Annotated in this window: 9 protein-coding genes and 1 pseudogene; 6 read left to right on the top strand and 4 right to left on the bottom strand. The window is 72.9% G+C overall.

Annotated features, from left to right (window positions below; all coding sequences use genetic code 11):
• The first annotated feature begins 78 nt into the window (after nucleotides 1–78).
• From CLV67_RS19050 to CLV67_RS19025, 6 genes and pseudogenes are all read left to right on the top strand, one after another.
• Nucleotides 79–834, top strand: coding sequence for a CAP domain-containing protein (locus tag CLV67_RS19050; protein ID WP_106320162.1), 756 nt, complete (start codon nucleotides 79–81; stop codon nucleotides 832–834).
• 171 nt (nucleotides 835–1,005) lie between these two features.
• Nucleotides 1,006–1,719, top strand: coding sequence for a L,D-transpeptidase family protein (locus CLV67_RS19045; RefSeq protein ID WP_106320160.1), 714 nt, complete (start codon nucleotides 1,006–1,008; stop codon nucleotides 1,717–1,719).
• Nucleotides 1,720–1,826: 107 nt separating this feature from the next.
• Nucleotides 1,827–3,161: an efflux RND transporter periplasmic adaptor subunit gene (locus tag CLV67_RS19040; protein ID WP_239166404.1), complete on the top strand. Its 1,335-nt coding sequence runs from the start codon at nucleotides 1,827–1,829 to the stop codon at nucleotides 3,159–3,161.
• Nucleotides 3,158–3,826 (top strand): annotated as a pseudogene (locus tag CLV67_RS19035) (ABC transporter ATP-binding protein); the annotation flags it as partial. The gene CLV67_RS19040 and the pseudogene CLV67_RS19035, both read left to right, overlap by 4 nt.
• Nucleotides 3,822–5,006 (top strand): ABC transporter permease, encoded by a 1,185-nt coding sequence (locus CLV67_RS19030; RefSeq protein ID WP_106320154.1) that lies wholly within the window; start codon nucleotides 3,822–3,824, stop codon nucleotides 5,004–5,006. The pseudogene CLV67_RS19035 and the gene CLV67_RS19030, both read left to right, overlap by 5 nt.
• Nucleotides 5,007–5,102: 96 nt before the next feature.
• Nucleotides 5,103–6,131 (top strand): GGDEF domain-containing protein, encoded by a 1,029-nt coding sequence (locus CLV67_RS19025; protein WP_106320152.1) that lies wholly within the window; start codon nucleotides 5,103–5,105, stop codon nucleotides 6,129–6,131.
• 7 nt (nucleotides 6,132–6,138) lie between these two features.
• Here the strand turns inward: CLV67_RS19025 and CLV67_RS19020 are convergent, their stop codons facing one another.
• From CLV67_RS19020 to CLV67_RS19005, 4 genes are all read right to left on the bottom strand, one after another.
• Nucleotides 6,139–11,637, bottom strand: coding sequence for a hypothetical protein (locus CLV67_RS19020; protein WP_106320150.1), 5,499 nt, complete (start codon nucleotides 11,635–11,637; stop codon nucleotides 6,139–6,141).
• Between the two features lie 1,545 nt (nucleotides 11,638–13,182).
• On the bottom strand, nucleotides 13,183–13,521 hold the full coding sequence (locus CLV67_RS19015) for a hypothetical protein (RefSeq protein WP_239166403.1): 339 nt from the start codon (nucleotides 13,519–13,521) through the stop codon (nucleotides 13,183–13,185).
• A 241-nt stretch (nucleotides 13,522–13,762) separates the two neighbouring features.
• Nucleotides 13,763–14,305, bottom strand: coding sequence for a DUF6292 family protein (locus CLV67_RS19010; protein ID WP_106320148.1), 543 nt, complete (start codon nucleotides 14,303–14,305; stop codon nucleotides 13,763–13,765).
• 43 nt (nucleotides 14,306–14,348) lie between these two features.
• Nucleotides 14,349–14,861 (bottom strand): hypothetical protein, encoded by a 513-nt coding sequence (locus tag CLV67_RS19005; protein ID WP_106320146.1) that lies wholly within the window; start codon nucleotides 14,859–14,861, stop codon nucleotides 14,349–14,351.
• Nucleotides 14,862–14,908 lie beyond the last annotated feature (47 nt).

Below are 14,908 nucleotides of genomic sequence, written 5' to 3'. Positions count from 1 at the left end.
CGCTGGCCGCCCCGTTGGTCTACCGGTGAGCGCCCCGGAGCGGCCGGGGCGCGGTGGAACAAGGGGATCGACGGGGACATGCGGAAACCTCTGGTAGTGCTCGGCCTGGCTGCCGTGACGCTGGTCTCGAGTGGCTGCGCCGCTCGCGCGCTGGCACACGAGCCACCGGACACACCGGACACCACGGCAACGGCAAAGGCGGACCTCCGGCGGTTGTACGGGGACCCGGCGCTGCTGAGTCATCAGGACGACCCGCAGACGGGGTGGGGTGGCGCGCCGCGCCCGCCCGCGACCCCGGCGGCCGTCCGCACCACTTCGCCGCCGGCCGAGCCTTCGCGGGCGGTGCAGCCCGCACCCCGTGCCGCCGACGCGGCACCCGACGGTGATCCGATCGTCGCGTCGCGTACCGCCATCACCGCCTCCTCGGTCTCGCCCGGCCTGCAGGCGCCGGTGCAGCAGCAGGTTCTCGCCCTGGTCAACCGCAACCGCCGGACGGCCGGCTGCGATCCGATCACGCTGGACCGGCGGTTGATCGAGGCGGCGAACCGGCACGCCGCCGACATGGCCCGGCGCGACTACTTCGACCACGAGTCACCGCGCGGCGACCGGGCCGGCGAGCGGGTGACCGACGCGGGCTACGTCTGGCGCCGCTACGGCGAGAACATCGCCAAGGGCCAGGACAGCCCGTACGAGGTGATGAACGACTGGATGAACAGCCCGGGCCACCGGGAGAACATCCTGGACTGCCAGCTCGACCAGATGGGCGTCGGGCTGGCCCTGGCCTCGGACAAGACGCCCTACTGGGTGCAGGATTTCGCCACGCCCCGTAGCTGAGATCCCCTCAAGCCGGTGCACCCGGATGCCGATGGCATACCGGTTTCGTGTCACCGGTCCCTCCGGGCCTCCACAGGTGAGACGGCTGTGCTTCGATGTGCGGACCAATCAGTCCTGGGGAGGATCACTTTGGCAAGGGGACGGGTTTCCGCTCGCCTCGCCGGCGCCACGATGGCGGCGCTGGTGGGTGGCGGTCTCGGCGCTATCGCGCTGACGCCGGCGAGCGCCGGTGCGTCCGCGCCGGCGGCCGCGGCAGTGAGCACCACGGTGGTCACCAAGGCGGCCGCCGCGTCGTGTGCGACCGGCAAGTACCAGAAGCAGGTCGAGGGCTACCTGAAGAAGCTGGGTGGCTACGGCACCGTGACGGTCGACGGCAAGCAGTCGCCCGCCGACTGTGCCGCGATCGTGAAGTTCCAGAAGCGTTTCGGCATCCAGCCGGCCAAGGGCCTGGCGGGACCGACGACCTTCGACGTGGCCAAGCGACTGGCGGCGACGAAGACGGCGGCCTGCAAGGCCAAGAAGACCGGCATCACCTTCTGCGTCGATCTGACCAACCAGACGACGTGGGTCATGAAGAACGGCAAGGTGTTCGTCACCCCGACGATCACCCGTACCGGGTACAAGGGTTACCGGACCCCGGCGGGCACCTTCAAGATCAATAAGCGGACGAAGAAGGAATGGTCCGACCCGTACGAGGTGTGGCTGCCGTACTGGCAGCGCTTCATCGGCGGGCGCGGCTTCCACCAGACCACGACCTACATCCACGACAAGTGGCGCGGGTCGCACGGCTGCGTGAACCTGCTCGAGTCCGACGCCAAGAAGTACTGGAGCATCGGCAAGATCGGCATGACGGTGAAGGTCATCGGGCGTCGTCCCGGCACCTGATCCGAACAGCTTCACCAGCGAGCGGGCCGTCCCTCACCGAGGGGCGGCCCGCTCCGTTGCGCCGCCATCGGCGAGGCTGGATGGTAGATCGGGCTAGAGTGGCGGCTGTGTATCGCGCCCGCTCACGTGCAGTGATCATCGCCGCCGGTGTCCTGGTGCTCCTGCCACTGACCGCGGCCTCCTGCGACGACCAGGAGAACCCGGTCCGGCTCGGCAACGCCGAGGTCGGCACGGTCGACGAGATCGTCGAGGCGCCCGGCGCGGTGACCGCCCGCACCGCCGCGACCCTGACCGCGCCCGCCGCCGGCACCCTCCGCGAGCTGTATGCCGAACCCGGGCAGCAGGTCCGCAAGGGTGACGTCCTCGCCGTCATCGACTCGCCCGAGCTGACCCGGCGCCGCGACGCCGCCCGCGACGCCGTCGAGAAGGCGCCGTCCGGCTCCGGGGTGAGCGTCGGCGGGACGGCCGAGTTCACCGCCGTCCGCCATCGCACCGACAAGCAGGCCGCCGACGCGTTCGAGCAGGCCCGCGCCGCGGCGAAGAAGATCGCCGACCCGCAGGTCCGCAAGGCACTCACCGACCAGGTCGACGCGGCCGAACGCAACTACGAGACCGCCTCGGACGCCTCCGCGGCGGCGCTGCGGTCGGTGCAGCGGGGCGTCAACTCGCTGTCGCGGGCCATGGGCACCCTCTCCGCGGCCCAGAGACTTCAGGCCGAGCAGGCGTACGAACTCGCCGACGCGGCCGTGGAGGCGCTGACCCTCAAGGCGCCCGTCGCCGGGGTGGTGCAGCTCGGCGGCCCGGCGCAGAGCGGCGGCAGCTCCCTGGCCGGGCTCCTCGAGGGTGGGCAGGTCCCGACCGGCTCCGGCGGTGCCGCGCCCGGCGTCGACGCCGCCGTCCCCGAGGGCGGCTACGTGGCGGCCGGTACCCCGGTGGTGACCGTCGTCGACACCGCGCGGCTCGGGCTCTCCGCCGAGGTCGACGAGACGGACGTGCTGCTCGTCGAGGCGGGCGTCGCCGCCGACATCGAACTCGACGCCGCACCCGGCGCCCTCTACCCGGCCACCGTCAAGGCCGTCGACCTGCTCCCCACCACCTCGGCCCGCGGCGGCGTCTCGTACAAGGTCCGCCTCGAACTCGGCGAGGGCTCGTACCCGGACAGCGGCGAGGCCGCGCCCAACCCACGGCCCGGCATGAGCGCGGTCATCCGGCTGAAGGTGCGGCAGGCGACCAGTGCCGTGACCGTCCCGGCGTCGGCCGTGGTCAGCACCGACGGCCGCGACACGGTCTGGGCGGTCCGGGACGGCCGCTACACCGCGGTGCCCGTACGCCTCGGCGTGCAGGGCGAGGACACCGTGCAGATCGTCTCCGGCGTCGGCGCGGGGGAGAGGGTCGTGGTCGCCGGCGCCGACCAGGTCGCGGCCGGCGACGAGGCCCCGTGACCGCCGCGATCGTCGCCGACGACGTCAGCCGCACCTACGAGCTCGACGGCGTCTCGGTGCCCGCGCTGCGCGGCGTGTCCCTGACCGTCGAAGCCGGTGACTACGTGGCCATCGTCGGCACCTCCGGCTCCGGCAAGTCGACGCTGATGCACCTGCTCGGCGGGCTCGACCGGCCGACCGGCGGGACCCTGCTGATCGGCGGCCGCGACGTCAGCAAGCTCACCCCCGACGAGATGGCCGAACTGCGCAACACCACCATCGGGTTCGTCTTCCAGAGCTTCCACCTGCTGGCCCGCACCACCGCGCAGGACAACGTCGGCCTGCCGCTGGTCTACCGCGGGATCGGCCGCCGCGAACGCCGGGAACGCGCCGCCGCCATGCTCGGACGCGTCGGCCTCGCGCACCGCGTCACCCACCGCCCCAACCAGATGTCCGGTGGCGAACAACAGCGCGTCGCCATCGCCCGCGCCCTGGTCACCGGCCCGTCCGTGCTGCTCGCCGACGAACCGACCGGCAACCTCGACTCGGCCACCGGCCAGTCCGTCCTGGCCCTGCTCGAATCGCTCAACGCCGACGGGGTCGCCGTCGTGCTCGTCACCCACGACCGGGACGTGGCGGCCCGTGCCCACCGGCAGATCGTGATGAAGGACGGGCTGATCAGTGCGGCTGGCTGAGGCCTGGCGGGTCGCCCTCGAAGCGCTGCGCGCCAACCGGCTGCGCAGCATGCTCACCATGCTCGGCGTGATCATCGGGGTGGCCGCGGTGGTGGCCCTGGTCGCCATCGGCACCGGCACCAAGCAGCAGATCGAGAATCAGGTCGAGGGACTCGGCTCGAACCTGCTGCTTGTCGTGCCGGGCCGGATCGAGGCCGGGTCGGCGCCCACCTCGTCACCGCTCACCCTCGACGACATCGACGCGATCAACCGGGTGGTCGGCGACCGGACGCGGGTCGCGGTCACCATCGCGTCGGGCGAGACGGTACGCGCCGGCTCACGCACCCGCTTCGCCAGCATGCAGGGCGTCCTCGAGACCACGCCGACCGTCTTCGTCCGCAACCTCGACCGGGGCACCTACCTGACCAGGACCGACGTCAGCACCGGCCGCCGGGTCGCGGTGCTCGGCGCCGGGACGGCCCGTGACCTGTTCGGCGACCGGGACCCGATCGGCCGGCAGATCACCATCGGCGGTGTCCGGTTCCGGGTGATCGGCGTTTTCGAGCCGCTCGGCCAGAGCCTCGGCGTCGATCGGGACGGCGAGGTGCACGTACCGGTCACCGCCGCGCAGCGCCTGCTCGGCACCGAACGCATCGACGGCATCGCGATCCGCGCCCCCGACCGGGAACGCATCGGCGAACTCTCCGACGCCGTCGTCGCGACCCTCGCCGAACGCCACCCGGACACCGACTTCTCGGCCGTCACCCAGGAGCAGATCCTCGGCGTGCTCGGCGACATCCTCGGCGTGCTCACCGGCGTGCTCGCGGCCATCGCCGGTATCAGTCTGCTCGTCGGTGGCGTCGGCGTCTCCAACATCATGCTCGTCTCGGTCCGTGAGCGGACGAAGGAGATCGGTCTGCGCAAGGCCGTCGGTGCCCGGCCCCGCGACATCGGCGTCCAGTTCCTGCTCGAGGCGGTCCTGCTGACCACCACCGGCGGGATCCTCGGCATGGCTCTCGGCGCTGGCACCGCGCTGCTCGTCGACGGGCTCAGCCCGGTGCCGGCCGCCCTCACCTGGTGGTCGATGACGCTCGCCTTCGGCGTGTCCGCGGCCGTCGGGATCGTGTTCGGCGTGGTCCCCGCCCAGCGGGCCGGCCGCCTCGACCCGGTGGTCGCGTTGCGTACCGAATAGCACCCGGAGTGAGACCCACCGTGCACGGGGTAAGACCTCAGGAGAAGGCCAGCCGAACCGAATGAAGGTTTCGGACCGGACCCGGAGGAGAATACCTTGGCGCATCAGTTGCGCGATTTGCACGGCGCCGCCCGTGCCGTCGCCTACCTGATGCTGGCCGCCGCGCCGTACAACTTCGTCACCGGTGTTCTGATGAAGTTCGGCGACCCGCTGCCCGAGCTCATCGCCCTCGGCGTCACCTCGGTGGTCCTGTTCGTCGTCGGCCTGGCCTGCCTGCGCCGCCCGGCAGCGATGCCCCGGCTGTTCTGGCTGATCGTCCCGTTCGCGGGCGCTGGTGTGATCACCGCGCTCAACGTGGCGACCCGGGACGCGACGATGGGGCCGCAACTCTTCTACCTGTGGCCACTGCTCTACGCCGCGATGTTCCTCAACCGCAGGTTCATCGCCGGCACCGTCGCCCAGATCTCCGCCGGGCACGCGATCACCGCCTTCCAGTACCAGGAGGGCGGCCAGGCGCTGCTCGACTGGATCGCGATCACCGTGGCCATGGCGATGACCGGCGTCGTCGTCGCCGGCCTGCGCGAACGCAACGACCGGCTGCGCGCCGTCCTCGAGGCCCAGGCCACCTCCGACTCGCTGACCGGCGTGGCCAACAGGCGGGCCTTCGACGCCGAACTCGACCGGATGGCCGGCGACGTCGGACCCGACCACCCGCTGGCCCTCATCATGATCGACGTCGACCACTTCAAGACGATCAACGACACGTGGGGACACGCCGTCGGGGACCTCGCCTTGCGTACCGTCGCCGACGCCCTCCGCGGCGCCGCCGAGGACCGCGAAAACATGGTCGCCCGCCTCGGCGGCGACGAGTTCGCGGTCCTGCTCCGCGCCGCGCCCTACGCGGCCGTCCGCTACGTCGAACACGTCCGGACCCGCGTCCGGGACACCACCGGCCTGCCCTGCGGGCCACCCAGCCTCAGCATCGGCATCGCGGTCGCGCCCGACCACGCCCAGGCCACCGACGACCTGCAGAAGGCCGCCGACGCGGCGCTCTACCGGGCCAAGGAGGGCGGCCGGGGCCGCAGCATGATGGCCCACCTGCCGGTCGTCAGCCGCGCGGGCTGACGACCCCTCACGGCTGCGCCGCGGTCACTCCCGCCTCACCGGCCGCGGCCGGGCGCCCGGTCAAGGGAGTCAAGATCTCCGGAGACCTTCTGGGGTACGGGCCCCAGCCGTCCCGCAACACGTGGATGTACACCGCCTCGAGGCACACCCCGATCCGCTCCACCAGATCGGTGTCCTCCGCCGCGCCCAGCCGGACCGCCCGCGCGAAGTGGTCCAGTGCCTCCATGTGCCGGCCCTGATCGAAGCAGCTGCGCCCGGCGTTCTCGTGCACCACGCTGCGCACCGCCGGCGATACGTCGGCCTCGATCGCCTTCTGGAACAGCCGGTCCGCCTCCATGTAGTCACCCCGCAGCCGCAGCACGTGCGCCAGCTCGGCCTGCGCGATCACCATCGACTGCAGATCGTGCGCCGACTCGGCGTGCGCCAGCGCCAACCGGCTCGCCGCGGCGGCCATGCCGAGCTCACCGAGCAGGCGGTACACCTCCGCACGTACGCTCAGAAGCCCTGCCTTGACGATGTTGTCGGCCTCGTCGGCGAGCGGCCCGTCGAGGCGTTCGCCGAGCTCCCGCAGGGCGTCCCGGTTGTCGACCACCTCGCGCAGGGTCGCGCCGTCCAGCCGCCACCGGATCGCGGACAGGTCGGCGGCCGTCAGCGGCAGATGGGGCGCCAGTTCCGGCCCCTGCTGCGCGGCCTTGCCGTCCCACGGCGATGCGCCGTCGCCCGCCTTCCCGTCCTGGCCGTCGTCGCCCGCTCTCTCTCCCTCGGGCTTTGCGCCGCCCGCGGCCGGGTCGCCGCCCTGGCCCGCTGTGCCGTTCGCCCCGTCCGCGGGAGTTCCGTCCGACGATTCCGGGCCGGCCGTCGCCGCCGTGCCGGTCCCGTCCGATACGGCGTCTTCCTCGTCTTTCGCCGCCGCCTTGCTGACGAACCAGCCGCTGCCGAGCGCGGTGTCCGAGTACCGCCGCGGCTCGGTGTCCGGCCCCGACGTCTCCAGCCGCGCGATCGGCTTCAGGTTGTGCAGCGTCCCGTCCGGGTCCATGTACGGCCGGTCGGACTCGTCCTGGTCGGGCCGTACCAGCGGGAACCCGAGCTTCTCCCGCCGGGCCCCGCCGTCCCCGGCGGAAGCCGGTTCGGGCATGGCCACGGTGGGCCGCGACGGCGCGTCGCGCCCACCGGCCGGTGGGACGGTCGGCGCCGATCGCGGTGTGGCGCTGTTCCAGCCGGCGGCCGTCTGGGGGGCCGGGCTGTTCGGTCCGGTTCCGGCCTCGGGTGTCGCGCTGTTCCAGCCCGTGCTCGTCGGGGCCGTCGGGCGGTTCGGTCCGGTTCCGGCCTCGGGCGTGGCGCTGTTCCAGCCGGTGCCCGACTGGGGTGTCGCGCCGTTCCACCCGGCGCCGGCGGGTGGTGCCGGACGGGTGCCGTCATCTCCGGCGGCCTGCGGGCCACCGGACGTCATCGCGGGCGGCACCGGTCGCGGCACGCCGGCGGCGGGAGCCTGTCCCGGCGTGGCAGTGCTCTGCGGAACTGCCGCTGGCCCGGCCGGAGACTGAGGTCCGAACCCGTTCCACGACGCGTGCGGACCACCCGAGGGCGGAGCCGGCGGCGCCGAGCGGGGCGCGGTACCGGCCGGGTTCTGCCCCGGAACGCCACCCTTCCAAGTGTTGTCCGCTCGGTGTGACCCGCCCGTTGCGTGCTGTCCCGTACCGTTCCAGCCGTTTCCGGCGGCCTGAGGCTGAGCGGGCGGAGCCGAGCGAGGCGCCGACGGCATGCCCGTCTGCGGTGCCGGCTGTGCCACCGGCGGTGCCGGCTGTGCCGGCTGTGCCGGCTGCGTTCCCACCGGCGGTGCCGACTGCGTAGCCGGCGTTCCCATCGGCGGTGCCGAGCGCGGTGCGGACGGCGTTCCCGTCGGTCCGTTCCAGGCTCCCGCCCCGGGTCCGTCCAGCCGACCGGCTGCCGGCGACGTGCCGTATCCCGATCGCGGATCCCCCGGTCGCTCCGAACCCGGCCCCTGCGACGGCGTCGCGGAGTCCGGATGCACCACCGGCGGCCACGCGTTGGCAGCTGCAGCCGTCTGGCCGGGAACATCCCCGGCCCGCGGGGCCGGCGGCCAGGCCGTCGCCGCGGTGGGCTGCTCGACACCCGGTTGACCCGGCTGACCCGGACCACCAGGCTGACCCGGAATGCCGAGCCGGGACGAGCCACCCGGTTGAGCCGGACCGACCGGCTGGGACGGGCCAGCGGGCTGACCCGGCACCTCGGGTTGGTACGGCGCGGTGCCCTGACCAGGAAATCCGCCGCTCGTCACGCTCTGATCGGGAGCCCCGCCCACAACCGGCGGCCGAGCCGCGGGCGGCCACGCCGTCGCGGGCGACGGCTGACCGCCCGGCGTGCCGGTCCCGGCAGCAGGCCCCCACTGGCCAGGAGCCGCCGGCCGTGCCGGGGACACCGGCGGAGCCCCGGGAGCAGGCTGTGCGTCGTCCGGGACGATGGCCCAGGGCCCGTCCCCTTCGGACAGGAAGACGTGAGCGGCCCGGGGCGACCGGCGGCCGCGCTGCTGCGGGACGTCGGCCCACCCGGCCTCGTCCGGGCCGAGCCGGATCTCTCCGGTGCTGTAGGGGCTGAGCTGCTCGGCGCCGGCCTGTCCCGGCCGCCCGGCAGCCGCTTCGGGCCCACCGGGTCGCCGGGCGTCCCCGGAGCCCGCACTGCCGTACCCCGTCGTGGTGGTCCGCTCCGGCACCCCGGCGGCGGGACCGGCGCCGGGTCCCATGACGCGTTCGATGCCCGCACTTCCGCCAGCGGCCCCGGCGGTCGTCCCGGACCGTTCGCCAGCGTCCGGGACCGTGCCCGTGTCCGAGGCCCCCGGCATGGCAGGCACCTGAACGCCGTTCGGCCCGATCACCCGGGCAGGCGGAACCGGCGCGGGCGCGGCGAGAACCCGCGGCGCGACCGGCGGGTCGGCCTTGACGACGCGAGGCGCGGGAGGCGGCGTGGCTTTGGTGACAACCTTCGGCGGTACGGGCGGTTCAGCGCGCCGCACCACACGAGGCCCGGAGCCGACCGCACCCGGCGCGGGCTCACCCGGCCCCGGAGGCGGCGTCTGACCCGCGTCGCTGTTCGGAGCCTGACCAGGGTTCCCGTGCGGCCCGTCCCGATGGCTGAGATCAACCGTAGGCTCCACCGGCGTGGACCCGCGCTGTCCCGGTACGAGACGTGCCACCGCGGACCGCCAGCCCCCGCGCCCTTTCCGCTCACCCTTGCCCGGCTCGTCCTGGCCTGGGCCGCTGTGATCGGCACGGGCCCCAGCGGCCCCCGGTTCGCCGTTTCCGCCCCGCTGATCGGTCCCGGCGACCCCGTAGCCACCGTCGGCGGCGCCACCGGCCACCTGACCGGCACCAGGCTGGGTCACGCCCCAGCGAGCGTCCTGTTGCGGGTTCGCCGCTCCGGCCGTGCCGTACTGCGGTACACCGTTGCCGGCCGCACCACCGGCGTCCACTGCCGGGGAACCGGAGCCACCGGCGGCATTCGGCGCACCGCCACGCTCGCTCTGCGGATCGGGACCCGTACGCCGGCCCGTACCGTCACCGGCGGAGCCGTCAGCTCCGGCCGCGGACGCACCTGGGACAGCTGCGCCCTGTAGCCCGGCGTAACCGTCGCCGTCCACACGCGACCCGGCCCCGCCGTCCTGAACGGCACGCCCGTCCAGGCCACGATCGGGATCCTCTCGCTCGGACGCGGCCCGTTCCGTGTTCGCCCGCTCCGCGTCGGCTCGCGCGGCGGCGTCGGCTCGCGCGGCGGCGTCGGCAAGGACGGCCGGATCGTCGCGCTCGGTACGCGGCGTGCCATCGGACGCCACGCCACGCGCCGGGACGTCGCCGCTGAGGGCGTCGCGCCCCACGGTGAGGTCGGCCCCGGCCGCCGCAGGCGGGCGTTCGCCCTGCTCACGGCCCGCCGAATCGAAGCCGGCACGAGCGTCGGCACCGACCGGCTGCGCACCGACCGGCTGCCCGCCGACCGGCTGCCCGCCGACCGGCTGCCCGGCGTCCCGCCGCGGCTCGCGATCCTGGCGGTACCGGTCGTAGGACTCGTCGCTCCCGAAGCCCGGCTCGAGACCGTCGCCACGTTCGGAACCCGGCGCCGGGACCTGCGCGCGCCCGGTGACCGCGAGATCGTCGTTGCGCGCCGGACCGGCCCGCCGCGCGTCCGCCTCGTCGCGCCGCGCCCGGCGTCCACCGGCCGGACGGATCGGGCCGAAGTCGTCGTCCTCCCACGCCGCGGTGGCACGGGCCCGGTCACCGCCCGGGCGTGCCTGGCGGCCCGGCTGGCCCTCCCAGTACTCGTCGGCGCCCAGCTCGATGGTCCGGCCGATGCCCGGACGGTCGTCGTCACGCGGCGGCTCGACGGTCTCCCAGCGCTCGTCGGCACGGCCACGGCCGGCCCGGCCCTCGTCGTCCCAGAGCTCGTCGGGGCGGATCTCGGCACTGCGGCGCCCGCGGCCGGCGCGGTCGTCCCGGGCGGGGTCGCGCCGCTCGTCGCGCGGGTCCCGCAGGTCCCGGGAGCCGCGGGACTCGAGCGACCCGCGCCCGTCCCGGTCGTCCCGCACAGTACGAGGGTCACGATCGTCCCGCGAGGGACGTGCGTCCCGGTCACCGGGTGCGGAGCGGAGGCCGCGCGGGTCACGATCGTCCCGCGGCGCACGGAGATCACGGTCGCCCGTGCGGGGGTCGCGGTCGGCCGGGCGGAGGTCACGGTCCCCGGACGGGCCACGGAGGTCGCGCGGGTCACGGTCGTCCCGGTAGGCGCGCGGGTCGCGAAGGTCGGGCTCCCGGGCGTCCCACGGCGTGCGGGAATCGCGGGGGTCACGGGAGCCGGGCCGGCGGTCGCGGTCGTCCCACCGGGCGTCACGGTCGTCCCACCGAGGGTCGGGACGGGGCGGGACATCGTCGCGGCGGCGGTCCCGGCTCGAGGCGGGCTCGTCGCGGCGGCGGTCCCGGCGGTCGGGGGCGTCCTCCCAGCGTTCCGGGCCGTCGTCCCGGTAGCGCGAGGATGTGTGACCACGGTCGCTGCGGGGCGATTCGCGGTCGTCGGCCCGGCGCGCGCCGGGCGTACGCTCATAGCGGTTTTCGCCACCGCGACGCTGGCTCGCGGCACCGCGCCGCAGCTCCGGACGCGCCGCGGGGTCGACGATCGGAAAGTCGGGTTTGTCGAAGTCGACGCCGAGTTCGGGGCGGTTGAAGTCGACGTCGTCGAAGTCGTCGCCGACCAGGTTGTCGACGGAGGTGTCGATCGGCTCGAAGTCGGGGTCGTTCAGCCAGCTGGGGCGTTCCGCGTCGAAGGTGGCCTTCTTCGGGCGGCGGGGGTCGTCCGGGCCCGCGCCGCTGCGGCGGCGCGTCGGAATGACCGGGTCCGGCGCCGTACGTTTGGTGTAGTGCTTCTCCTGTTTGACGGCAGAGCTGGGCATGAAGGAGTACTCGTCGTACTCGTCCGCCCAGTACTCGTCGTCTTCGAAGCTCATGACGAGGCCCCGAATCGGCTGGGGAAGGACCCAACGCCCCGTAGCCGCATCCGCGCCACCGTCCTCACCGTGTACCACCTCCGCACCCCGATGCGCGCCCCTTGCGCCCCGAGATCAACCCCTGCCACGTGGTGGATGTGGAAGGTTAACCACGGATTTGCGCACCGCGCCACCGCTCTGCGGATCCCCGTCACCGGCCTCGCGGACGGCCCGCGAGCGTCGATCGCATCGGCGCCGCAGCCCGCCGATGATGCGCGATCACGGGGGTATACGTCCTGCGGGCGGCCCCGGTTCAACGGGTTGAGCAGTGACTATGACGGCGTTCCGGAGCGCTTTCGGAGACAGCCGCCGGAGCTGCTCCGATCAACGCTGATCGCTGTCCGCGGGTGACGGCCACGGTATCGACTTAAGAACCTTTTAAGCTTCTCTTCAGAACAACCACGGACTGGCGGGCGACCCTGAACAGGTGATGCGCACCCGGCCCTTTCATCCAGACCTTTCTCCGGTACGGCCACGCGTGCGCCGGGTAGCCACTGCGCTAACGGTCGCCTACGCTGTGTGAAGCCCGCAGCATGCTGTCTGCGTGATCGGCACACGGTTCCCATGTGGACGGTGGATTACCGGAGAGTGTCCGGCGGGTGGCGAAGGACACGCTGCGTTATCGCGGATCATGGGAGGGTGATCTGTCACGGTGGATGTGCGGCCCTGCGGGGCCGGATCCACGAGCCCCTGCGAGTACCACGAACCACCCCGACTTCCCGGCCCACGGCCGCCGAGCCCCCCAGTTAATTCGGCGGCCGGACCGCGCCCGAGATTCTCCGCTGAGGCGACGCCCCCTCGTCCTCTCGCGGCTGGCGATTCTTGGCGTGCGGCCGGGACGGGAGGCAGCGGCGGGAGCCCATCTCCCGCCGCTGTCCTCTCCCTGCAGCCTTCCCCTTCGGGCCTGCGCCCTTCGTAGCCTCGCCTCTTCTGCCTGCGCCCCTTGTGGCCTGCGCCTGTTGTGGCCTTGCCCTTGCAGGCCTGCCCCATGCAGGCGCCGCGAACTCCGTGCCGGTGGCTCGAGTTCTGCTGCCGGGCGACTCGAAGTGCGCCGTCGGACGCCTTTCTGAATCAGGGCTGCGCGAGCAGTGGCTGATCCCGACGCGACCGGTTGGCCGTCGCCTCTCGGCCATTGCCATCGAGTTCTCGGATACGAGGACCGGGTGGCTCTGGCCCCGCAGATCGATGGATCAGGGTCTCGTCAACCACAACATCGCTGCGCTGGATGATCATCTTGGCCGCTTTTTTGGAGGCGGGCTGTGCCCTATGGCTGCTTCCCCGGCTGGGAAGGATGCGTGAGGCACTGCGAACCGGGCACTTGAATATGGGTCAGATACGGCTCGCGGTCGCCCTTTCGGCGTGATCTGTATGGGAGGCCTGACCCTGATTCCGCAAGCCTGTCGCCGGTGGCCCACAGCTTTCGCGGGTGGCTTCGGCGGTAGTTCAGTGCCTTCGCGGGTGGCTTCGTCGGTGGCGAAGAGCTTCGCGGGTGGCTTCGTCGGTGGCTCAGATCCGGCCGTCGGTGGTGAAGCCGTCGATGCGGGCCGGAAGCACCAGGCCCGCGGCGGCCAGAGCGGCGAGCAGCGCGGAGATCTCGGTCCGGGTAAGCGTGGCCGCCCGGTCCGGGTGGGGATGCGGTACCTCCAGCGCCGTGGCGGCCTCGATGGCTCGCGTGCTGATGGCGGCCTCGACCGCCCACAGCCGATGAGCGCAGTAGGCCGAATGCGCGGAGGCGGCGAGCTCCCCGTGCAGCCGTAACAGCCGCCGGAGGTCGGCGGCGAGCCGCTCGATCGGCGGCCCGTACGGCACAGCCTCCGGTGATCGCCGCCGGCGGTGCTCAGCCACGGCGGCACACCACCGCGGTACATACCGGACAGCGGCGATCACCAAGCCCGGAGCGACGAAGACGAGAACGAGTCGGCTGGCATCGAGGAGGGTCACGGATTTCCTCCGCCGGGTGTTTCGGTCGGTCCACCCTCGACCTTCCGCCCCACCCAGCCACCCGTCAACGCACTTTGTGCGACGCGCGAGCAGTCACCTCCCGAAGAGACCGAACGTTCTTTCCGGCGGGCGAGGCTGCGGATCGTCAGTCCGAAGGCCGCGGCGACAACCCGGCGTGGGCCACGACCGCCCGCGTCACCGAATCCGGCGCTGCCCTCGTGGCGACTGGAAGGACGTGAACAGACCTGACGTTCCGCCCACCCGGATCGTCGACGGTCAGCAGGTACCACCCCCGATTCTCGGCCCAGCCCGCCCCGGCCTCGTCGTGATCCCACACCGGCCATCCGTGGAGGCGCACCTGCCGGGCCAGATCGAAGGGAATCCAGCCTTCCGGGACCGGGCCGTCGTCGGCCCTCCAGTCGGCCACCGGAACACCCGCGGCCTCGAGTGCCTCAGCGACCGCCCGGATGTACACCGCGTGCGAACGCGGAAGCCGCGCGGTCCCGCCGTCGTGGCGATCGCTGTGCGTGTCCGGCCTGCCGCCGTGGTGATCGCTGTAGGTTTCCGCCGCGCCGCCGTGGTGATCGCAGTGCGCGTCCGGCCTGCCGCCGTGATGGTCGCCGCTCGTGCCCGTCCCGCCGCCGTCCTCGGCCGCGCCGGTAGGCGGGGACTGTTCGTTTCCGGTCATCGCCCTCCTTGCACGTGATCGATGAGGGGCAGGTGCGCGGTGATCAGATGACGGCTCGGCGGGTGATCTCGACGAGTCCGGCCCGCTCTCCGAACGTACTTCTGACCACTGCCCTCATCTGTGCGAACAACATGTCGCCGCCGAAGTCGCACTCGGCGCCGGCGGTGAGTTCGCCGACCAGCATGTGGATGGTGAGCTCGTCCTCCGGCGAACCGGGGAGATACCCCTCGGCGGGCAGATCCGTGGCGAAGACGCGCTGCGCAAGAACCTCGTCGCCGTCTGATGTGTCCGGTTCGGTGCTGTGCAGCCAGAGCAGGGCGGCGGCCTCCGGGCGTAGGACCCGCTGGAAGACGCACGGTTCGATGTCCTGCACGTCGGCCAGGCCGCCGGCCCCGAACGGTTCGGTTACCCGGATGCCACCGGCGTTCAGCGTGGCCGCCGCGGTGCCGCCGCACGGGTCGTCGTCCCAGGTGATGACGGGTGGAATCCGCTGTTCGGCGCGTGGATGCAGGCCGTGGACGCTGGCGAGAGCCGTCAGCAGGCGGGCGGGCGTCATCGGATGATCATGACGATCGTCACCCCGATCCGTAAAGCCACGGCCGC

The organism is Actinoplanes italicus (assembly GCF_003001815.1).
Taxonomy (GTDB): domain Bacteria; phylum Actinomycetota; class Actinomycetes; order Mycobacteriales; family Micromonosporaceae; genus Actinoplanes; species Actinoplanes italicus.
Note: the sequence above shows the minus strand (reverse complement) of the source record. Positions and strands in the feature narration are given on the sequence as shown.